At 37.4% G+C, this 21364-nt stretch carries 20 protein-coding genes and 1 other annotated feature; of the genes, 12 read left to right on the top strand and 8 right to left on the bottom strand.

The window, feature by feature from the left end; translation table 11 throughout:
* Position 1: 1 nt before the first annotated feature.
* The 5 genes from OZ002_RS06500 to OZ002_RS06480 form a co-directional block, all read right to left on the bottom strand.
* Positions 2-649 (bottom strand): NAD(P)-binding oxidoreductase, encoded by a 648-nt coding sequence (locus OZ002_RS06500; RefSeq protein ID WP_043952289.1) that lies wholly within the window; start codon positions 647-649, stop codon positions 2-4.
* Between the two features lie 84 nt (positions 650-733).
* Positions 734-1366 carry an ECF transporter S component gene (locus OZ002_RS06495; RefSeq protein WP_086324602.1) on the bottom strand — a complete coding sequence of 211 codons (633 nt, stop codon included), beginning with the start codon at positions 1364-1366 and terminating at the stop codon, positions 734-736.
* Positions 1367-1381: 15 nt separating this feature from the next.
* Positions 1382-1933, bottom strand: a complete 552-nt coding sequence (gene coaC / locus OZ002_RS06490) for a phosphopantothenoylcysteine decarboxylase (protein ID WP_002287045.1) — start codon at positions 1931-1933, stop codon at positions 1382-1384.
* Positions 1930-2667, bottom strand: coding sequence for a phosphopantothenate--cysteine ligase (locus OZ002_RS06485; RefSeq protein ID WP_002293460.1), 738 nt, complete (start codon positions 2665-2667; stop codon positions 1930-1932). The genes coaC and OZ002_RS06485 overlap by 4 nt, the downstream gene beginning before the upstream one ends.
* Positions 2664-3653, bottom strand: a complete 990-nt coding sequence (locus OZ002_RS06480; RefSeq protein ID WP_043952274.1) for an oxidoreductase — start codon at positions 3651-3653, stop codon at positions 2664-2666. The genes OZ002_RS06485 and OZ002_RS06480 overlap by 4 nt, the downstream gene beginning before the upstream one ends.
* 257 nt (positions 3654-3910) lie before the next feature.
* Between OZ002_RS06480 and OZ002_RS06475 the strand changes: the two genes are divergently transcribed.
* From OZ002_RS06475 to OZ002_RS06450, 6 genes are all read left to right on the top strand, one after another.
* Positions 3911-4453 carry a helix-turn-helix domain-containing protein gene (locus OZ002_RS06475; protein ID WP_002287040.1) on the top strand — a complete coding sequence of 181 codons (543 nt, stop codon included), beginning with the start codon at positions 3911-3913 and terminating at the stop codon, positions 4451-4453.
* Positions 4454-4469: 16 nt separating this feature from the next.
* On the top strand, positions 4470-5555 hold the full coding sequence (locus OZ002_RS06470) for an ABC transporter ATP-binding protein (RefSeq protein ID WP_002287039.1): 1086 nt from the start codon (positions 4470-4472) through the stop codon (positions 5553-5555).
* Positions 5556-5566: 11 nt separating this feature from the next.
* Positions 5567-6373, top strand: coding sequence for an ABC transporter permease (locus OZ002_RS06465; protein WP_002287038.1), 807 nt, complete (start codon positions 5567-5569; stop codon positions 6371-6373).
* Positions 6374-7201, top strand: coding sequence for an ABC transporter permease (locus tag OZ002_RS06460; protein WP_002287036.1), 828 nt, complete (start codon positions 6374-6376; stop codon positions 7199-7201). It begins immediately after the preceding gene.
* The gene (locus tag OZ002_RS06455) at positions 7198-8271 is read left to right on the top strand and encodes an ABC transporter substrate-binding protein (protein ID WP_002293464.1); all 1074 of its coding nucleotides are present in this window, start codon (positions 7198-7200) and stop codon (positions 8269-8271) included. Before OZ002_RS06460 ends, OZ002_RS06455 begins: the two co-directional genes overlap by 4 nt.
* Before the next feature lie 271 nt (positions 8272-8542).
* Positions 8543-8770: a binding site (T-box leader), on the top strand.
* 59 nt (positions 8771-8829) lie between these two features.
* Positions 8830-9960 carry a 5-methyltetrahydropteroyltriglutamate--homocysteine S-methyltransferase gene (locus tag OZ002_RS06450; protein WP_325082950.1) on the top strand — a complete coding sequence of 377 codons (1131 nt, stop codon included), beginning with the start codon at positions 8830-8832 and terminating at the stop codon, positions 9958-9960.
* Positions 9961-10609: 649 nt separating this feature from the next.
* Here OZ002_RS06450 and OZ002_RS06445 read toward each other — a convergent pair.
* Together OZ002_RS06445 and OZ002_RS06440 are read right to left on the bottom strand one after the other, a co-directional pair.
* Positions 10610-12223: an FAD-dependent oxidoreductase gene (locus tag OZ002_RS06445; protein ID WP_086324606.1), complete on the bottom strand. Its 1614-nt coding sequence runs from the start codon at positions 12221-12223 to the stop codon at positions 10610-10612.
* A 193-nt stretch (positions 12224-12416) separates the two neighbouring features.
* A complete protein-coding gene (locus OZ002_RS06440) occupies positions 12417-14351 on the bottom strand; it encodes an ABC-F family ATP-binding cassette domain-containing protein (RefSeq protein WP_086295039.1) in 1935 nt (644 codons plus the stop codon).
* Positions 14352-14576: 225 nt separating this feature from the next.
* Between OZ002_RS06440 and OZ002_RS06435 the strand changes: the two genes are divergently transcribed.
* The gene (locus OZ002_RS06435) at positions 14577-15233 is read left to right on the top strand and encodes a redox-sensing transcriptional repressor Rex (protein ID WP_002287746.1); all 657 of its coding nucleotides are present in this window, start codon (positions 14577-14579) and stop codon (positions 15231-15233) included.
* Positions 15234-15306: 73 nt separating this feature from the next.
* Here OZ002_RS06435 and OZ002_RS06430 read toward each other — a convergent pair whose 3' ends face one another.
* Positions 15307-15660 (bottom strand): thioredoxin family protein, encoded by a 354-nt coding sequence (locus OZ002_RS06430; protein ID WP_002287745.1) that lies wholly within the window; start codon positions 15658-15660, stop codon positions 15307-15309.
* A 192-nt stretch (positions 15661-15852) separates the two neighbouring features.
* Here OZ002_RS06430 and OZ002_RS06425 point away from each other — a divergent pair, with 192 nt between their 5' ends.
* From OZ002_RS06425 to OZ002_RS06405, 5 genes are all read left to right on the top strand, one after another.
* Entirely contained in the window at positions 15853-16782 is a 930-nt protein-coding gene (locus tag OZ002_RS06425; RefSeq protein ID WP_325082947.1) for a permease, read from the top strand.
* Positions 16783-16792: 10 nt separating this feature from the next.
* Positions 16793-17629, top strand: coding sequence for a TIGR03943 family putative permease subunit (locus OZ002_RS06420; protein ID WP_002287743.1), 837 nt, complete (start codon positions 16793-16795; stop codon positions 17627-17629).
* A 247-nt stretch (positions 17630-17876) separates the two neighbouring features.
* Positions 17877-18653 (top strand): LytR/AlgR family response regulator transcription factor, encoded by a 777-nt coding sequence (locus OZ002_RS06415; RefSeq protein WP_002287742.1) that lies wholly within the window; start codon positions 17877-17879, stop codon positions 18651-18653.
* A gap of 174 nt (positions 18654-18827) precedes the next feature.
* On the top strand, positions 18828-19571 hold the full coding sequence (locus tag OZ002_RS06410; protein ID WP_002287741.1) for an ABC transporter ATP-binding protein: 744 nt from the start codon (positions 18828-18830) through the stop codon (positions 19569-19571).
* Positions 19564-21147: an ABC transporter gene (locus tag OZ002_RS06405; RefSeq protein WP_086295036.1), complete on the top strand. Its 1584-nt coding sequence runs from the start codon at positions 19564-19566 to the stop codon at positions 21145-21147. The genes OZ002_RS06410 and OZ002_RS06405 overlap by 8 nt, the downstream gene beginning before the upstream one ends.
* Positions 21148-21364 lie beyond the last annotated feature (217 nt).

Here is a 21364-nt window from a genome sequence, read left to right as displayed (position 1 = left end):
TCTATTCCTCCTTTGCCCATTCTTGGAATGCTGTATTCAACTCTTTGCTACCTTCAGAAAGTACTAGAGTCGTACGAGAAATATCCGTTTCTTCCACTAGAGCGGCAAGTACAGCAGCAACTGTAGAGCGAGTGATCGTTTTTGATGCCTTCTCATTAGGCTTAGTTAATTGAATGGAAGTAACTTCTTCATCGTTAGTCAATGTGACTGGTTGAAGAATGACAAAATCTAAGTTAGTTCGTTTCAGCCATTCATCTGCATAATGTTTAGTAATATAATAATCTGTCATGGACTCAGGCCATTTTGCTGGTTCATCTGCATAAACAGCACTGACCATCAGATAGCGAGAGACATGCGCATTTTCAGCTGCGATCACTGTTTTGATTGCGCCATCCAAGTCTACTTGCAGAAGATTCTTTCCTTGAGAGCCGGCAGCAAAAATCAATACATCGATGCCTTTGAATGCTTCGGTCATTTTTTCCACGGACCAAGTTAAATCAAAAGAGACATACGAAACATTCTCTTTTTTTACTAATGTTTGGGAAACGACATCTCTCACCCCTGCAAAAATTTCATGGGAACTTGGAGCTAAATCTTTTATCAGGTGTCGGCCAATTTGTCCGTTTGCACCTACAACAAAAATTTTCATTTGGATCATCCTTTCGACGTCAAATCTTTCCATTCAATAGTAACACCAAAAGAGAAAAAAATCAGAGATCGGCTACGATGACTATCAGTTAGTAAGAGAAGGGTGCTTGAAGTATCTTAACAAGACATTGCATACTGCTGCAGTCGCAAGACCTGCGACGATTCCTTCAGGTATACCACTTGTAAGAATAACCGCTAGAATAGCTGAATAAACAGCATTTAAATTTGTTCCGATGACTTTGGCATAATCTTGCTGGAATAAAAAGTAGATCATATTCATTACTAAAATCGTATTGGTCAATGAACCGGAAAGTCCAGCTAAGAATAAAGAAACGGAATCTGCTTTTTGTTTCATTAGTTTGCGCAGACCTTTATAAACGAAATAAGGAACCACCCCAATCAAGATACGAGGAATAAACGCGATCAGCAAGGCTTTCCAGCTTCCATGTTCTGTTCCGATGACTGGGATAAACGGAGAAAAGACAAAAGACAAAGGTGTTTGGATAACTGTGCTACGGATCATGCTGATCAGTCCAAATGTACCGCCAAGAAAAGCACCTAGTCTTGGTCCTAAAACGATCGAAGCAATGATTACAGGAATATGCATGGTTGTTGCATGGATCGGACCGATAGGGATAAAACCTAAAGGCGTAACAGCTAATAAAATCAAAATAGCTAAAAACATCGCAGTTAATGTAAAGTTTTTTGTATTTTTCATAAGTACTCCTTTTTTCTATGCATTTCTTTCATTAAGAGTCAGCATGACCTGTTCGATGATCGTCTGAATATCAGCTAAGGCACCTTTTCCAAAATCTCCACAAGCTAAAAGAGATTCTCTTGGTTCAATTTCCTGATAGCCGACAGATCTCAATGTTTCCAGATTACGCTGAGTGATCGGGTTTTGATACATATTCGTGTTCATGGCAGGGGCAATCAATTTTGGTGTTCCCACTGGAAGCGCCATTGCGACTGTTGAAAGAAGATCGTCTGCAATGCCATTTGCTAGCTTGCCGATAATGTTTGCTGTAGCAGGCGCGATGAGAAACAAGTCAGCTTGTTTTGCTAGTTCGATATGATTGATTACCTGCGGATTTGATTCTTGCATGACGTCTGTATGGACTGCGCGCTTCGACAGAGATTGCAAGGTTAATGGCGTGATAAAATGTGTGCTGCTTTTAGACATAATCACATCTACTTGGGCACCTAATTTGACGAATTGACTTGTAAGATCAGCGCTTTTGTAAGCAGAAATACTTCCAGTAACGCCTAGTAAGATCTTTTTCATTTTGATTCCTCCAGTCTAATTTTCTCAGTAATCAATGCAGCAATCTCAGATTTACTTTGAGCTTCTTCCACTGTTCCATCTTTAGATAAGAGATAGCCGTGGTGTGTCTCGCCATGGATTTCCGTCAAATCATTTGCGAAAATAAAATCAGTTTTGTTATTTATCAGACTATTTTTTGCGACTGCCAGAAGAGATTCCTTTGGTACATCTACTAATAGTTTGAAACCAATGATTTTTGCTTTTGGCTGCCATTCACGTAGATAAGAAATGATTTTTGGTGTTTTCTTCAAAACGAGCACAAGATGCTCGGTGTCAGAAGAGATCTTTGAAACAGTGGTATCTGTCTGTTCATTTTCCGCAAACCAATTGTCCAGTTCTTCTTGCGTTGAAGAAGTGGGTAGGTTTTTTGCCAGCTGTTCTTCTGAAAAACTAAAAGCAGGAGTAAAATCACTGACTGCCATACTGTGGATAATCGCATCGTAGTGTTCTTTTTTCGTTAGTGCTTCTAATTGTAAAAATAAGTCCAGTGCAGATTCGATCGTATAAATCGTTATATTGGAGTGTCTTTTCGGTTTCAGTGCTTGTTTCGTAGTCACGTAATCGATTGTGGTATCCGGATTGGCAGCTAAATAATCAGCTAATGCTTGCCCTAATCGTCCTGTCGAATGATTTGTAATAGCACGTACTTGATCGATTTTTTCAGTCGTTCCTCCAGCTGTGATTAGAATCTTCATTTATGGTCACCTACATTTACTAGTGTTCTTCCTTGGTGTGTTCCAGCAAGTAGTTTAGATGCTGTTTCAGGCAATTGATCCAGAGTAATCTCTTGGACGACCAGTTCATCTGCAATCTGCAAATCCGCCATCTGTTGCCATAAAGAAAGACGTTGATCTATTGGTACATTGACAGAATCAATTCCAATCAACTGGATGTTTCGCAGAATAAAAGGCAAGACAGTCGCGTTTAGTTTGATTCCCCCAGCATTGCCACATAAAGCTACTGCACCGTTATAAGAGATCAATGGAAGAATACTGCTTAGCTGCTCGCCACCTACTGTGTCGATGACATAGTCGATTTGCTGTTTTCCTAAAGCTTTTGTTGTCTCTGGCAGAAATTCATCAGGTCGTACGACTTGAGAAGCACCTAGACTTTTTAGCCATGTGACAGACTCTTCTTTTCTGGAAAAGGCAATGATTGACTGGAATCCTAGTTTATGTAACAGGGCTATCGCTGTACTGCCTACACCGCCAGAAGCACCAGTAACGACAACTTTTTTATCGGAGGTCATACCTTGACGGATTAAAGCGTTCACACACAACATAGCAGTAAACCCTGCTGTACCAAAAATCATCGCTTGACGCAGTGTCATATTTTTCGGTAGAGGGACTAACCAGTCTCCTGGTACTTTTTGGTATTGGCTGTAACCGCCTGGATAGGTGACACCAAGCCCAAAACCAGTAGCAAGTACAAGATCTTCTTTTGAAAAACGTGGATTGTTACTTTGGACGACAATTCCGGATAAATCAATCCCTGGAGTCATCGGATAGGTTCGTATCACCTGACCAGATTCGCTCATTGCCAATGCATCTTTATAATTGACATCAGAATAGGCAATTTTTACCAAGACTTCATTTTCAGCCAATTCAGTAAATGGCAGATCACTGATTGCTGTATGGAAAATAGGTTCCTTTATTACCTGAAAAGATCGAAAAGCGTTCATTCGTGAGACACTCCTTTTAAAATTTTCTTTTATCATACCATAAAGCCTACTCTTTTATTGTTGTTCTTCCGTAAATTTAGACAAAAATTAGGTGAAAAATAAAAAATCAAACAACTAGAATTTATTCCAAAAGATAAAGAAATATTCAGCAAAAAAAATTTTACAAAGGGTTGCCTTTTTAAATAAATTTCGTATACTAATACGAGTGGTAGTAAACAGGAAGTTTACTATTAGAAAACTTCGATTCGGAGGAAATTATGGAAATTGGTGAGAAGTTAAGAAATTTGCGCATCCAAAAGAATTTGACACAAGAAGAACTAGGCGAACGCACAGATTTGTCAAAAGGGTATATTTCCCAGTTGGAACGAGATTTAAGTTCACCATCAATGGAAACATTCTTTTCTATTCTTGAAGTCTTAGGTGTGACTCCAGAAGAATTTTTTCATCAAGAAGCAGCGAATCTGCAAGTGGTTTATTCAAAAGAAGATCATACGGTTTATTTCGATGAAGAAAACGGGTATGAATTGGAATGGCTCGTGGCTGATTCGAATGAAAAAGAAATGGAGCCTGTCTTGCTGACTTTTGAAGGTGCAGGAGAATATAAGACGTTTGAACCTTCATTATCTGAAACGTTTATTTTTGTATTAGAAGGGGAATTAGAGTTAAGCTTAGGAGAGACGGTCTATGTGGCAAAAGCAGGACAGTCGATCTATTATCAAGCGACAAAACAACATCAATTAAGGAATCATCTCAAAAAACGAACAAAAGTATTGATTGTTGCAACGCAATCATATTTGTAATATAGGGGGTAAAAACGTGGGGAAACCAATCATTTCATTTGATCAAGTAGTGAAACGCTATGATGATGAAACAGTATTAAAAAAAGTAAGTTTTGAGATCGAACAAGGAAAATTTTATACACTGCTTGGTCCTTCCGGCTGTGGCAAAACAACGATCCTACGTATTATAGCTGGATTCACCGAAGCTACAGAAGGGGACATCTATTTTGAAGGGAAACGGTTGAATGATTTGCCAGCTAATAAGCGACAAGTAAATACAGTCTTCCAAGACTATGCACTTTTTCCTCATATGAATGTTTTTGATAACGTTGCTTTTGGATTGAAGATCAAGAAAATGTCCAAATCAGATATCGAAAAGAAGGTAAAAGATGCTTTGCGTATGGTCCAGCTTCCTGGATACGAAAAACGGGAGATCAGTGAAATGTCTGGTGGTCAAAGACAGCGTGTAGCGATTGCACGAGCAATTGTAAATGAACCGAAAGTATTGCTACTAGATGAACCGTTATCGGCGCTTGATTTGAAACTACGTACAGATATGCAGTATGAACTGCGGGATCTGCAACAACGATTAGGAATCACGTTTATTTTTGTTACTCATGACCAAGAAGAAGCGTTGGCAATGAGTGATGAGATTTTTGTCATGAATAAAGGGAAAATCGTCCAAAGTGGTACACCCGTAGATATTTATGATGAGCCAATCAATCATTTCGTTGCTGATTTTGTTGGGGAGAGCAATATCGTGGACGGTGTAATGATCGAAGATAATCTAGTTGAGTTTGTTGGTAAGCAATTTGAATGTGTCGATGGCGGGATGCGTCTAAATGAACCAGTTGAAGTTGTTTTACGCCCAGAGGATTTGACGATCACGACACCAGATAAAGGAAAACTAGTCGTAACGGTCGATACTCAGCTGTTTCGTGGTGTCCATTATGAAATCATCTGTTATGATGAACAGCAAAATGAATGGATGGTCCATTCAACGAAAAAAGCTAAAGAAGGAAGCAAAGTAGGATTGGCCTTTGAGCCAGAAGATATCCATGTCATGCGTTTCAACGAGTCTGAAGAAGAATTCGATGCACGTCTTGACAGCTACGAAGAATAGGGGGGACAAGAATGAAAACAATGCGCAGGATCTATTCCGTCCCTTATATTTTGTGGCTCGGTTTATTCGTGATCGCGCCTGTATTAATGATCATTTATCAATCTTTTTTTGATATGAATGGGCAATTCACGCTGAATAATTATCTATCTTATTTTACGTCGGGGACATCGCTTTCTATGACGATCAATTCTGTATGGTATGCATTTTTGATCACGTTTTTCACGCTGATCATCAGTTACCCGACTGCTTATTTTTTAACAAAACTGAAGCACAAGCAATTATGGCTGATGCTGATTATTTTGCCTACATGGGTGAATCTGCTGCTTAAAGCTTACGCATTTATTGGGATTTTCAGTGTGCACGGCAGCGTGAATCATTTCTTTGATTTTATCGGGATCGGGCCGAAACAGATATTATTCACAGACTTCAGTTTTCTGTTCGTGGCAACGTATATCGAGATTCCATTTATGATTATGCCAATTTTCAATGCATTGGAAGAGATGAATCCTTCTTTGATCAGTGCTAGTAGAGATTTAGGCGCGAATAGCTTTGAGACCTTCCGACGAGTGATTTTTCCGTTATCATTAAATGGTGTGAAAAGTGGTGTCCAAGCAGTATTTATTCCTTCTCTTTCTTTATTCATGCTGACTCGTCTGATTGGCGGAAATCGGGTGATCACTTTAGGAACGGCTATCGAACAGCATTTCTTGGTTACACAAAACTGGGGGATGGGTTCTACAATCGGTGTGATTTTAATCATTGCTATGTTCATCGTGATGCTCCTGACAGGCGAGAAGAAAAAAGGAGGTCGCTCATAAATGAAAAAATTTAAATGGTCGTATCTTTATTTAGGGATTGTTTTTTTATTCTTATATGCACCGATCTTCTATCTGATTTTTTATTCCTTCAATGAAGGAGGAACGATGAACAGCTTTACAGGATTTACTTGGGAAAATTATGAAGCTGTTTTTGAAGATACACGTTTGATCATTATCGTATTGAATACGTTCATGCTGGCTTTCTTATCTGCATTGATCGCCACGATCATCGGGACATTTGGGGCTATGGGGATCTATTACACGAAGAAACGACGTGCACGGACAGCGTTGTTGAGCATGAATAACATCTTATTAGTCTCTCCTGATGTTATTATCGGTGCTAGTTTCTTGATTTTCTTTACACTACTAGGATTCGGATTAGGTTTTCAGAGTGTATTGCTTTCCCATATTGCTTTCAGCATTCCAATCGTCGTCTTGATGGTCTTGCCAAAATTGCAGGAAATGAACGATTCAATGGTTGATGCGGCTAGAGATCTTGGTGCTAATAATTTCCAAGTAGTCAAAAATATCATTTTGCCTTATCTTTCTCCAGGAATCATAGCTGGATATTTTATGGCATTTACCTATTCTCTTGATGATTTTGCGGTTACGTTTTTCGTCACAGGAAATGGCTTTACGACGCTCTCAGTAGAGATTTATTCTCGTGCAAGACAAGGAATCAGTTTAGAAATCAATGCGCTAAGTGCGTTAGTTTTCTTGTTCTCCATGATATTGGTCATTGGATACTACTTCATTAGTAAAGAAAACCGTCCAAAACGGCTGAAGAAAAACAGAAGAGTACGCGAGGGGGTGGCACGGCTGCGATGAAAAAATTACAATCTCTGTTTTTAGGTATTCTCATCATTATTGCGGTGCTGCTGCTTGGTGTTCGTCAACTTGAAAAAACAAGTGGCATGAGTGGAGCAAAGGTACTTACCATCTATAACTGGGGAGATTATATCGATCCTAGTTTGATCACGAAATTTGAAAAAGAATATGGATACAAAGTGAATTATGAAACATTTGATTCTAATGAAGCGATGTTCACAAAAATCCAGCAAGGTGGGACAAACTACGACATCGCTATACCAAGTGAATATATGATCCAAAAAATGATCAAAGAAAAACTAGTACTTCCATTAGATCATTCGAAGATCAAAGGATTAAATAATATTGATCCACGATTTTTAGACTTGGATTTTGATCCAGATAATCAGTATTCGATTCCATATTTTTGGGGAACTTTAGGGATCGTATATAACGATAAATTCTTTGATGCAGATCAAATTAAGCATTGGGATGATTTGTGGAAGCCGGAATTAAAAGACAGTTTGATGCTGATTGACGGTGCACGAGAAGTTATGGGGCTTTCTTTGAATAGTTTAGGCTATTCTTTGAATAGTAAGAATATGGCACAGCTGACAGAAGCAGCAAATAAATTGAATCATTTAACGCCAAATGTCAAAGCAATCGTGGCAGATGAGATCAAAATGTATATGATCAATGAAGAAGCCTCCGTGGCAGTGACATTTTCTGGCGAAGCTGCCGATATGATGTGGGAAAATGAACATTTACATTACGTAATCCCACCAGAAGGTTCCAATCTTTGGTTTGATAATATCGTTATGCCAAAAACCGTGAAAAATAAAGAAGGTGCCTATGATTTCATCAACTTTATGCTAGAACCGGAAAATGCGGCACAAAATGCAGAGTATATTGGTTATTCTACACCAAATGAAAAAGCAAAAGCGTTATTGCCAAAAGACATTTCGTCGGATGAACAATTCTATCCATCTGATGACACGATCTCCCATCTTGAAGTCTACGAAGATCTAGGATCGAAATACCTAGGCATCTATAATGACCTATTCTTAGAATTCAAGATGTATCGGAAATAGCGAGAAAATAAGCAAATTTGCATAACTATAATAAAAAGGACTTAGTTTTGATGGGAAATTTTTCAAAATTAAGTCCTTTTTTATGTGGTTGAAACGGGTATGATCATTTTAAGGAAGTGATCTAAGATGAAAGGACGACTGAATAATTATCATATTTGAAAAGCTTTATTGTATTCCACAAACAAATTACTAAGAATAACAAATTAGTTTTTGTTTGTTCTTATTCCCTATTGACTTTTCTTTCAAACATGCTATTCTAATTTTATTCTAATAGTATCCGATGAGAAGGAAAGTAGACAGAAAATGGTTCAAGAGAGGCTTTGGTTGGTGTAAAAAGCTAGAAGTTGACTGTCGAAAATGGCCTTAGAGGATTTTTTGTCGAAAGGTAGGCAAAAACGAACAGTCTTTCGTTACCAAGACCGCTGATTTTGTTGTCAGGCTGAGAGAAAGAATGTTTTTTCTGAAAAAAGGTGGTACCACGAGTATAATCGTCCTTTTACTAGTATTTGCTAGTAAAAGGATTTTTTTTTACAAAAAACAAAGAAAAGAGTGAGTGAAATGAGCAAAAACAAACCATTTACAGTAGATCATGTCGGAAGTTTCTTACGCCCGCAATCGATCAAAGAAGCAAGAAAAAAAGTTCAAGAAGGCTTACTTTCAAAAGAAGAACTTCGTACAATCGAAGATCAGGAGATAAAGAGATTAGTAGAAGAGCAAAAAGCAGTGGGCATCAAAGGAATTACGGATGGCGAATTTCGGCGTGGATTTTGGCATCTTGATTTTTTAGAAGAACTAAATGGTATCGAAGGCTATGTTCCAGAAACTGGATATAATCAAACATTCCACGGAAAAGCAGCTCCAGCTTATAATATTCGGGTAGTAGATAAATTATCTTTCAATCCAAATCACCCATTTTTAAAAGATTTTGCTTTTCTGAAAGAAGTAGTGAAAACAGATGATACTTTTGTTGCAAAAGCAACGATCCCTAGTCCCACGATGATTTTACGACAAGAGATTCTATCTAATGATGGTTCTTCAAAAATCAAGGAGATTTATCCTGATCTATCTGATTTTTATGAGGACTTGTCCTCTACTTACAAAGCAGCGATTCATGCTTTTTATGAAAAAGGTTGCCGTTACCTGCAATTCGATGATACAAATTGGGCGTTTCTAGCTGATCAAACTAAAAGAGAAGCACTTCTTCAAAAAGGAATTGATCCGAAAGAAATGGCCCATATTTGTACAGAGATTATCAATGACGCACTGGAAGACAAACCAGAAGATTTGACGATCACAACACATATCTGCCGCGGGAATCACGCTTCTTCTTGGCTGTTTTCCGGTGGATATGAACCCATTGCAGAAGAGTTGTTTTCAACAAATTATGATGGTTTCTTTTTGGAATACGATTCTGACCGAGCAGGAGATTTTACTCCTTTAAGACATTGGAGTAACAAAGAAAGTAAAGTCGTTTTAGGATTAGTTACTTCTAAGTTTCCAGATTTGGAAGATACGGAGAAAATAAAAGAACGAATAAAAGAAGCACAACAATTTGTACCATTGGAAAATCTAAGTATCAGTCCTCAATGTGGGTTTGCTTCAACAGAAGAAGGAAACCATTTAACAGAAGAAGAACAATGGAAGAAAATCCAATTATTGCAGCAAGTCGCAAAAGAAGTTTGGCTATAAAAATGTGAGGCTTGGCAAAAAAAGCCTCCCAAAAAGTCGGCTTTTCATGGAGTGGAGAAATCCACTCTTTTTTATTTACCTTTTATATTATTTATTTGTTAAATAAATAGGAACAAAAAAATTAAATTACTTAATACACACATTAGGGACCATTCATTGAAGGATTAGAAGACAACGAGGATGGCGAAAAATATGATTACAATAGAAAAGTAGTTCTAAACAAATCAGTTCCTAGTATCACACAACGCAAGCCAGTCGATTTGGTGAGATTAGAGGAGTGAAAGCAAACTTTATTATATAAGAAAAAATATTCGAAAGGGATGCTAGTTTAGGTACTAGTGCTGATGAATTAATATTATGCCTCGTAATATTAGGCGTAGTTACTCTAGAGACATCACTATGGACTATGATTTGTCTCAGAGTCACAACATGTTTTTTTATGAAAAGAAACAGCTAAAATAATTAAATTACACAATGTTTAAACTTTCTTAAACTATAACCTAATAAATGTGAAGAAATAATGCACAATTTCTTCACATTTATCTTCTATTCTATATACATACCAACCAACAACCCTATATACTTTTTCATTTTTACTCCTCAAGTAAAAATAACTCCTAGACCGCGGCTACCCACCGCGGTCGTTTTTTTATTCTTCAATCAAAATCGCTTTGATACCCAAACCTGCCAAGATTCGGGCAGAAGTATAAGTATTCAATCCTCTTCTGAAAGTAATGTAAACTTTTTTATCTTTTGGGATTTCATTGATTCGATCTCGTAACTCATTCATTGGAATATTTTTTGTTGCCGAGATACTGCCAGAAGGTGCTTTATTAGGTTCACGTATATCTAAAAAGAACGCTTCTTTCAAATCGTTTTCGGGTATATCACTTGCTTTGATCGTTTCTACGATATTCGTCATTTGATTGATTGCGACATAACCAGCTATATTCAACGGGTCACGGGTAGTAGAATACGGTGGAGAGTAAGGCAACTCCAAATCAGGCAAATCAAAGACTGTCAAGTTTCCGGTGATCGCTACAGAAAGTTCTCCCATCCGTTTATCGACACCTTTTTCTCCAAATGCTTGTCCACCTAAAATACGACCGCTATCTGCATCAAAAATCAGCTTTAGATTTAATCTTGTAGCTCCTGGATAGAAATAGGCATGGTCAAAAGGAGTAATAAAAACAGTTTTATAATTTGTTATGCCTGATGCTTTTAATGCATGTTCTGTCATTCCAGCATAACTTGCTGTATGATCAAAGATTTTTGCGACACCTGCACCAATATATCCGCGATAGCGCATAGGTGTACCATTTAAAATATCTGCCAACATATGTCCTTGACGATTGGCCGCACTGGAAAGCATACTTTGGATCGGCTGACCAGTCACTACACTAGTCGTTTCGATAATATCGCCAATCGCATAGATGTCCGGCAGATTGGTTTGTAACTGGTCATCGACAATGATCTGTCCTGTATCAGATAATTTTATGCCGGCTGCTTTCACCACTTCATTATTCGGAGAAACACCAACAGCAAAAATTAGCATATCAGCAGAAAGGACGGAGCCATCTGATAATACTATTTCTCGACCTTTATCACGGATCTCAGTAACTCTTGTTTCTAAATGAACGGCTAATCCTTCTTTCAGCAATTTGTCATAAACTAAATCAGCAATTTCTGGATCATAAGGGAAAGCGACTTGTGGCAATTGATCGATTAAAGTCACGTCTAAGCCGCGATGCTTGAAATTCTCAGCTAATTCCAGACCCATGACACCTGCACCAAGAATGACGACATGTTGTGGATTTTTTTCTTCAAGGAACGATTTGATTCGATCCGCATCCGTCACACTACGAAGGACAAAGCCGTTTTCTGCTTCAAAAACTCCGGGAATATCCGGATAATCTGGTCTAGCACCAGAAGAGATGATCAACTTATCGTAATCTGTTTTTGTTTCTTCATTTGTGGATAGGTCTTTAACTGTTAATTGCTTAGTAGAAGGATCGATTGCTGTTACTTCGTGTTTAGTAAAGACATCGATGTTGTTTTTTGTTTTCAATATTTCTGGTGTACGTTCGATCAGCGAGTCACGGTCAGTGATCACACCTCCTAAATAATAAGGCAAAGCACAACTTGCATAAGAAATATTTTCTCCGCGTTCATAGATAATGATTTCGTGCGCTTCATTCAATCGACGGAAACGAGTGGCAAATGAAGGACCGCCAGCTACACCGCCAATGACAACAACTTTCATAAAAACATCTCCTTTTCTACGTTGATCGTACTATGTTATGGTAAAAAACAGCAAATAATTGTGCCGGAAAATTATTGTTTATTTTGTCAATAGAGAAAAATAGTAAGAAAAAGAGAACGGTTTCGCTATGTTTCTGCATAAAAAAGAAAGGGGCTATGACAACAGTGCTGTCACAACCTCTTTCCATTGGCTTTTAATTCTCGTATTCTTCTAATTCCAAGCTTAGTTCTTCCCATTCTGTCAATTTTGTTTCTTGATCTTGTCTAGCAGCTTCTAAATCTTGGTTCAGCTCATTGAGTTTTACGTGATCTTCCAGGTTTTCTGGCGCGACCATTTCTTGTTCCAACTGATCGATCCATTCATCGATCCGCGCCATTTCTTCTTCAACCTGAGTAATTTTTCGTTGAAGGCTACGGATAAGCTTTTGCTGTTCTTTGCTTTGGTAATAGTCAGATTTGTTCGTGGGAGCAGGAGCAGATTCTGGCTCATCTTGTGCCAACAATTCGGCGATTTCTTCTTCTTCCTGCTTTTTCTCTAAATAATAATCATAGTCTCCTAGATAGACTTTGCTGCCATTTTCAGAGAGTTCGACGACTTTTGTCGCGATCCGATTGATGAAATATCGGTCATGGGAAACAAAAAGCAGTGTGCCGTCATAATCGATCAATGCATTTTCTAATACTTCTTTGTTGTCAATATCTAAATGGTTTGTTGGCTCATCCAAAATCAAAAAATTTTCTTTGTTCATCGCTAACTTGGCTAAAGCAACCCGTGCTTTTTCACCGCCACTTAGCAGAGGAATTGGTTTTTCTACATCTTCGCCAGAAAATAAGAAAGCACCTAAAGCACTTCGAATCTCTTTTTCTGGAGTGGTAGGATGCTCATCCCACAATTCTGCTAGGATCGTCTTGTTTGTATGCAGATCAGCTTGACCTTGATCGTAATAGCCGATGGTGACATTTGTCCCTAGCGTTTCTTTTCCACGGATAAAAGGGATCTGGTGAATGATTGATTTCAGCAACGTCGATTTTCCGATACCATTCGGACCTACTAGAGCAATCGCTTCTTGACGACGGATATCTAGATTGATTGGTTCAGATAAGGTGACACTATCATATCCGATAGCGGCATCTTCGATTTGCAAGACTACATTTCCAGAAGGCTTTTCTATACTGAATAGAAAGTTTGCTTGTTTTTCATCCCCTTGAGGACGATCCAGCCGGACCATTTTTTCTAATGTCTTTCTGCGGCTTTGCGCTCGTTTTGTGGTAGAGGCGCGAACAAGGTTCCGAGCAACGAAGTCTTCTAATTTATGGATTTCTGTTTGCTGCTTTTCATAAGCCTTCCATTCACTTGCTAGCTGTTCTGCTTTCAAATCTAGATATTTCGAATAGTTACCTTTGTAATGGCGCATTTTTCTTCTGCTTAATTCATAGACTTCATTGACTACTTTATCTAAAAAATAACGGTCATGGGAAACAATCAATAATGCACCAGTATAGCTTTGCAGATAATTCTCAAGCCAGGAAAGCGTCTCGATATCTAAATGGTTCGTTGGTTCATCTAGAATCAAAATGTCAGGGTGTTGCAAAAGCATGCGAGCTAAAGCTAAACGTGTGCGCTGTCCGCCTGATAAAGTATCGATTTTCTGATCATAAAATGAAGAATCGAATTTAAACCCATGCAATACGGAACGAATTTCATTTTCATAACCATAGCCGTTTCGATCTGAAAAATCGTGTTGCAGCCGGTCGTATTCTTTTAAATAAGAACTATAAGCAGGTGTGTCTGGCGTACCTTCGCTAATGAAAATCTCTAGCTCGCGCATCCGCTCTTCCATTTGTCTAACTTGTTCAAAAGCTTTCAGCATCTCGTTCCAAACTGTTTCATTGGAATCAAGTCCTGTGTCCTGAGCGAGGTATCCGAGAGTCGCTGTTTTATTTTTAGCGATCTTTCCTTCATCAGGTGCTTCAATTCCAGCAATGATCTTTAATAAAGTCGATTTTCCAGCGCCATTTCTGCCAACTAAAGCGACACGAGCGCCTGTACTGATTTCTAAATGTATGTTTTCAAATAAGACTTCTGCACCAAAATGGCGAGCAATCTGATTGGCTTGTAATAATATCATGGAATCCTCTTTTCTACTTTGTGAATTCTCCTCAAATAAAAAACTATTTTTCAATTAGTAGTCTACCATAAATTCCATTATACTGCGAGATTTGCAGAAATGATAAATAAATGAATAAAGAATAAAATTTCACAATATCTGAGCAATGGAATTGATTTTTTCCTATAAATACTGCTATGATGGAGAAATCAAAGATGTAATTAGACAATACGTGGAGGTCATTTCGTGAAAGATCATATTATTCCAAAGGCGACAGCTAAAAGACTGCCTTTGTATTATCGCTATTTAAGGATTTTAAATAATGCTGGAAAGAAAAAAGTGTCTTCAACTGAATTAAGTGAAGCCGTTCAAGTAGATAGTGCAACGATCCGTCGAGATTTTTCTTATTTTGGCGAATTAGGAAAACGTGGGTATGGTTATGATGTAGAAGATCTTATGCACTTTTTTGCAAAGACATTAAACGACGATCAATTGACAAATGTTGCGCTGATCGGTGTAGGGAACTTGGGAAGTGCTTTACTAAAATACAAATTCCATCAAAGTAATAGCATACGTATCAGTTGTGCTTTTGATGTGAATGAGGAAATCGTTGGGCGCATCGTAGACGGTATCCCCGTTTATCCAATGGAAGATATGTCAGAACAAATCAAGATCCAACAAATCGAAGTAGCAATTTTAACGATACCCGCTGAAAGAGCACAAGAAGTAGTCAATCAGTTAACGGAAGCAGGAATCAAAGGAATCTTGAACTTTACCGCTGCTCGATTGAATGCTCCGTCAGATGTATTGATCCAAAATGTTGATTTGACGAATGAATTGCAAACCTTGATCTATTTCTTGCATTCTGACGCAAATGCGCATTCCGAAAATACAGCAGAATAAAAATAAAAAGCGATTGAACAAATGAAGGCAAAACTTTCACTTGTTCAATCGCTTTTTTCTGTTTGGACAACGATTATTTTGTTCGGAAGATTTCTTCATAAGAAAGGGAATCATCTTCTGCTGTCAGTTCATCTAGTAGATAACGGATTTTTTTAAAGTCGATGAACCGTGCTTGCCGAAAGACTTCTTTTCCTTGATGAAAAATCAGGACAACTGGCGCAGTCAGCACTTCAAATTTACTAGCTACTTCTGGTGTTTCAAATGCATCCAAATGAAGTGCCGGAATATCATAATGTGTGAGAAGTTCCTCTAGTCGTGGACGAACAGCGTGACAAACACTGCAATTAGGCATCGAAAGATAAATGACGGCAACGGATGACTGTTGCAGTATGTCTTGAACTTCAGTCAAGTTAGTGGTTTGTTTCATTTTTATTCTCCCTTTTATGATAGAAGTGATATGTATGAGACCTTAATTTAATGGGAATAACAGAAAAAGTCAATTGAAGTGCTTTGGTAAAAAATAAGAGTTGTGTAAAAATTTACAGAGCAACTTGTTTTTTTTTGAATAAAAGCGTATATTTGCAAAGCGAATGAACTAGAAATAAAAAGGAGGAAACTCATGTTTTCTTTTATTCCAAATTCGGTTTTGCAGATGAGTACGATTTTCTTATCAATCGTTATTGAAGCATTACCTTTCGTATTATTAGGCTGTCTTATCTCAGGCGCCTTACAAGTATTTTTGACCCCAGAACGTGTGAAGAGATGGCTTCCTGAAAATCGTATCTTCTCTATTTTTACTGGTTCGATCTTAGGATTTTTCTTTCCTTCATGTGAATGCGGCATCGTACCGATCGTTCATCAATTTGTTAAAAAAGGCGTACCAGTTCACACAGCGTTTGTTTTTATGCTGACTGCTCCGATCATCAATCCAATCGTGATTTTTTCCACTTTTATCGCATTTGGCAATTCTTGGCAGATGGCAAGCTGGCGGGTGATAGGCAGCTTTTTTGTTGCCCTTGTGATTGGTGTCTGGCTTGCCTATTTTCAAAAAGACGCTGTATTGAAAGAAAAAATCACGTCTAAAGTAGCAGAAAATCACCATCATCATGTCCATGAAGAAGAACAAAGTGAGAAGAATGAACCAAAAAATCAGCTGATCCATCAAACTGGGCATGTGTTGACACATTCAATCGACGAATTTTTTGATACAGGTCGTTATTTGATCATTGGCGGATTAATCGCAGCTGCGATGCAGACTTATTTACCAACTAGAATTATGCTAACGCTCGACTCAACAAAGATTTTAGCCATTATCATCATGCTGTTATTGGCCTTTACGATGTCTCTTTGCTCAGAAGCAGATGCGTTTATAGGATCTTCTTTGTTAAGTCTGTTCGGCACAGCACCTGTAGCTGCCTTTTTGGTCTTTGGCCCAATGGTCGATATCAAAAATCTACTGATGATGAAACGATATTTTACAGGACGCTTTATTTTATCGCTGATCGGACTGATTGCCCTTAGCGTTATTGGATTCACATTATTTATTTAGGAGGGAAAATATGCTGCGGTTTTTGATTTTATCTGGGTATTTCGAATTGATGATGTACTTGCAAGTTTCTGGCAAACTCGATCAATATATCAATGTCCATTATCGCTACTTAGCTATTCTTTCAATGATTTTATCTGCTCTTTTGGCTTTAGTTCAGCTGTATTTGTGGGTCAAAAACGGAAAAGCAGAGGAAAAGGCACACGAGCATGATCATGACCATGGGTTGTCAAAACCTTATCAACGTGGAATCGCTTATGTACTGCTAGCTTTGCCAGTAATCGTGGGGACGTTGTTTCCAACAGTTAGTCTCGACACTACGATCGTAGAAGCCAAAGGATTTAATTTCCCAGTAAGTAAAGAATCAGTAGGGGATCCGGAGATGCAGACACAATACTTAAAGCCGGATACCAGTATTTATTTCAACAAATCAGACTACTTAGACCAAATGAATGAGTTGAAAGAAAAGTATGGGGATAAGCAAACTATCAAGATCACAGATGAAAACTATTTAGAAGTTATGGAGCTAATTTATAATTACCCTAGCGAATTCATTGGCAAAAAAATCAGCTATGAAGGATTTGTTTACCAAACACCGAACGATAGCAATACAGATATCTTCTTGTTCCGATTCGGCATTATCCATTGTGTGGCAGATTCAGGAGTCTTTGGTTTGTTGACGCATATGCCGGAAGGAGTAACGGTTAAAAATGATGAATGGTATAAAATAGAAGGAACCATCCAATCAGACTATTATCAACCATTCAAGCGTGAAATCCCATCTGTAGTTGTTACAAACGCTGAGAAAGTCTCTGCTCCGAAAAATCAGTATGTGTATCGTTCTTTTTAAAAGAACAAAATAAATAAACATAGCTCAGACAGCTGACACGCAAGGACGTCGGTTGTCTGGTTTTTTTTGCATGATGTATTCATTTGTTTGATATTTATTTTAGAAGCAGCATCCTGAAAGTATTTGATATCGGTTTCAAAGGTGTTGGAAAAGATTGTGAAGAGAATTACAATTTATTCCTAACATGTATGTTGAAAAGTTGTATGAAATGATTTTGATAGTAAAATATCGAGTGGAGGTACTTTTTATGGTAACGCGTATATTTATTTTGGATGATAGTTTGGTTTTTGAAAAAATGCTAGTAGAAATTTTGGAAGAATCCAGAATTTTATTAAGTCCTTGGAAATTTGAGATCGTTCAGGGATTGAACGTTATACAATTTGTTGAATTCATTAAAAATAATGAAATCTATTCCTCAGATATTTTTTTCCTAGACATCGATTTGAACGCCTATTATAGCGGTATCGAACTAGGCGAAATGCTTAGAGAAAAGAATGAAAAGTGTAAAATTGTTTATCTAACGTCTCATCCGAATAAAGCAATAACTGTTATTAATCGAAAGATTACGCCTAGTGGTTATTTGATAAAAGAATTCACTTATGAAAAAAATAAAAAAAGCATCCAAAGTTACTTATTGAAAGAAAAAGAAAACTATCCTGTTCAACATGCTACGAAAAAAAGGTGGACAACTGTCCGTTATGGTAATAGCGATCACTATATCCATTACGATGAAATCCTTTATCTAATGAGCATGCCAGGTTATAAAAATAAAATAGGCCTAGTATTGAAAGATGAAGAGATTCTCGTAAACGGCACAATTAAAAAATATAAAAAATCACTCGAATATGAGTATTTATGTAAAGATTTAAAAGCTTATATCATTAATACTGAAAACATCACATCTATTAGCAGAGTAAACGAAATAGTAACATTTGCAAATGGAGAACAACTAGAGATGGGAAAGAGAAGTATTGATAAACTAAAGAATTTTATGCAAGAAAAGATAGAAAATGAATCATTTTAAAGAAAACAAAGACTCATATCTTACCTGTTAGAAGAGTGTTTTCCTGTAGAAGAGACAACCCAAGTAGCAGCCTAGTCGTTTCTATCCTTTTTTGTTATGCACTCTTTTTGACATTTACTCCACCAATAACGAAGGGTACAATAAAAAGTAATAACAAACAAAAGGAGTACAGAAATGATTGAATTCATCAATGTAAGTAAAAGTTACGGGAAAAAACAAGCATTAAAAGACTTGTCTCTCTCGATAAGACAAGGGGAAATTTTTGGATTTTTAGGACATAATGGTGCCGGAAAATCAACTACGATTAAAAGTTTAGTTAGTATTATTGAACCATCATCGGGAACGATTTTAGTAGATGGAATGAAATTGACGGAAAATCGCTTGAGTATCAAACAAAAAATCGGTTATGTGCCTGATTCCCCAGATATTTTTTTACAATTGACGGCTGGAGAATATTGGGACTTGATTTCAGCTGCCTATGAATTAGACACACAAAAAAAAGAAAAGCGTTTAGCAGAATTGACAGCGCTTTTTGATATGTATAGTCATCAAAATGAAACAATCGCAAGTTTTTCACATGGAATGCGTCAAAAAACGATTTTGATCGGCACGTTGCTGCCAGATCCAGATATTTGGGTATTGGATGAACCTTTGCAAGGACTTGATCCTCAAGCAGCATTTGATTTGAAAGAAATGATGAAGGCTCATGCCGCAAAAGGAAAAACAGTCATTTTTTCTACACATGTATTGGATACCGCACAACAGTTATGCGATAAACTGGCTATTTTGAAGAAAGGTGAATTGATTTATCAGGGGGCAGTTAGTGAATTATTGAATGGCTCACCTGATGAAACGCTAGAAAAGATTTATTTGAAAATGGCTGGAAGGCAAGCGACAGGAGATGGACCGTATGTATAAGCGACAATTATTAGAATTAATTCGAGTTAATCTTTTATATGTTAATCCACAGCTCACGAATAAAGCAAGAGAGAAAGGAAAAAAGGGAAAGCGATTAACTATCTATCTTTTGTCTCAAAATCTTTTTTCAGGGCTGATTTTTTTACTGATTTACGGATTTGCTATGTTTGCTATGAACTTTGTTAAATTGCCAGGTTTCTTTACTTATTACGTGGCACTTTTTGGTATGTTAGGTTTAACTCAAAGTATATCAGTCATTTATAATATCTTTTTTGAAGGAAATGACCTGCAAGTATTTTTGCCTCTGCCTTTTGGACAAGGACAGGTTTTTTCAGCAAAGATTTTGGTAGTTGCTTTGACCATCATCCCTTTTGTTTTTCCGCTTCTAGTCATGTTTATTTTAACCGGATGGCGAGCTGATCTAGGGATTTTGCTTACTATCATTATCTCAATCCTTTTGTTTTCTCTATTTTTGATTATTCTTTTTTGTCTGGCTAGTTTGATTGTTTTTGGTTTGGCTCGAACAGCAGTGTTTAAAAAACATAGAAAAACAGTTTCTAGTATCTTGCTTGGCAGCTCGATGCTGATCGCATTTGCTGGAATCATGTGGATGAATCATCAAACGGGGACTATTATTGAAAATGAGTTAACAGATCGGCATCCGATTTCGATATTATTGCCATTCTATGATGCTGCCAGTCAGCCACTTTCTCAACAAGGTTTATTGGGTTGGGGAATACTAGCTATCATGGCTCTGGGATTTTTCCTTGCTGTAAAACAGCTGATAGTACCAAAGCTTACAGAGCAACTGACTGATTCAAACAGTGAGTTCAAAATAAAAAGAACCCATAAAAAGAACCAAAATGTGCATCAGCTTTTATTTAGTTACAATGCTCAATTAGTAAAAGAACCTAATTTGATTATGCAAGTTCTTTCTTCTTCCTTGTTAACTCCAATCATTTTTATTCTTGCTTTTGCCCTAGGAGGCGAAATAAAATTAACTGATTTAGATAATAAGTTAATCGGTATTGTTTTCCTGGTAGGGATCGCATTGGCTTTCTTAACAGTTAATCAGACTTCTTTTATCAGTAATCTTATTTCTTTGGATCAAGAAAATTTTCTGTTTATCCGTTCTTTGCCAATCTCTATGAACCAATATTTAAAAGAAAAGTTCAGATTCGGATGGATATTGCAGAGTTTTTTAACTGGTGGGATCGCATTATTAAGCGGACTGTCTTTTCGGCTGCCTTTGTTTTTTATCCCTAGCTTGCTATTTGGTTCTTTATTCGGCTGCTACTTATTGTCACTACGTTATTTCGCTAGAGATTATCGGTTGCTGCTGCTGAACTGGACCAATATTAACCAATTATTTAACAGAGGTTCAGGAAGTTTGGGTTTAGTCGCAACTATGATGGGTTCATTGATCATCAGTATTATTCTTATCGTCTTATACGGAATGTTGGCTTTGTTTTATCCATTTTGGTTAGTGAATATTCCTGTGATCGGTTTAGTTCTAATACTTTCCGCTCTATGGATCGTTTATTATCAACGAACGTTTTGGAAAAAATTTGAATAAAGAAGAGGGGCCGTGACAAAAATCATGTCGCAGCCCCTTTTTTACAGATAGAGGGTGTTCAAAAGTCAGTTTCTCAGTATTAAGTCAATTTTATGTAAAAATGTGAGAAGCTATTTTTACAAAACTTTTTTTAATACTCATAATTACTTCTTATTGCTCCTGCGGTTACTTGTCGCAATGTTTGTGAGATATTTTGTCATCGCTCAAGGCTGAACGT

It is taken from the genome of Enterococcus sp. E4-150 (assembly GCF_035726465.1).
GTDB lineage: Bacteria > Bacillota > Bacilli > Lactobacillales > Enterococcaceae > Enterococcus_B > Enterococcus_B faecium.
Note: the sequence above shows the minus strand (reverse complement) of the source record. Positions and strands in the feature narration are given on the sequence as shown.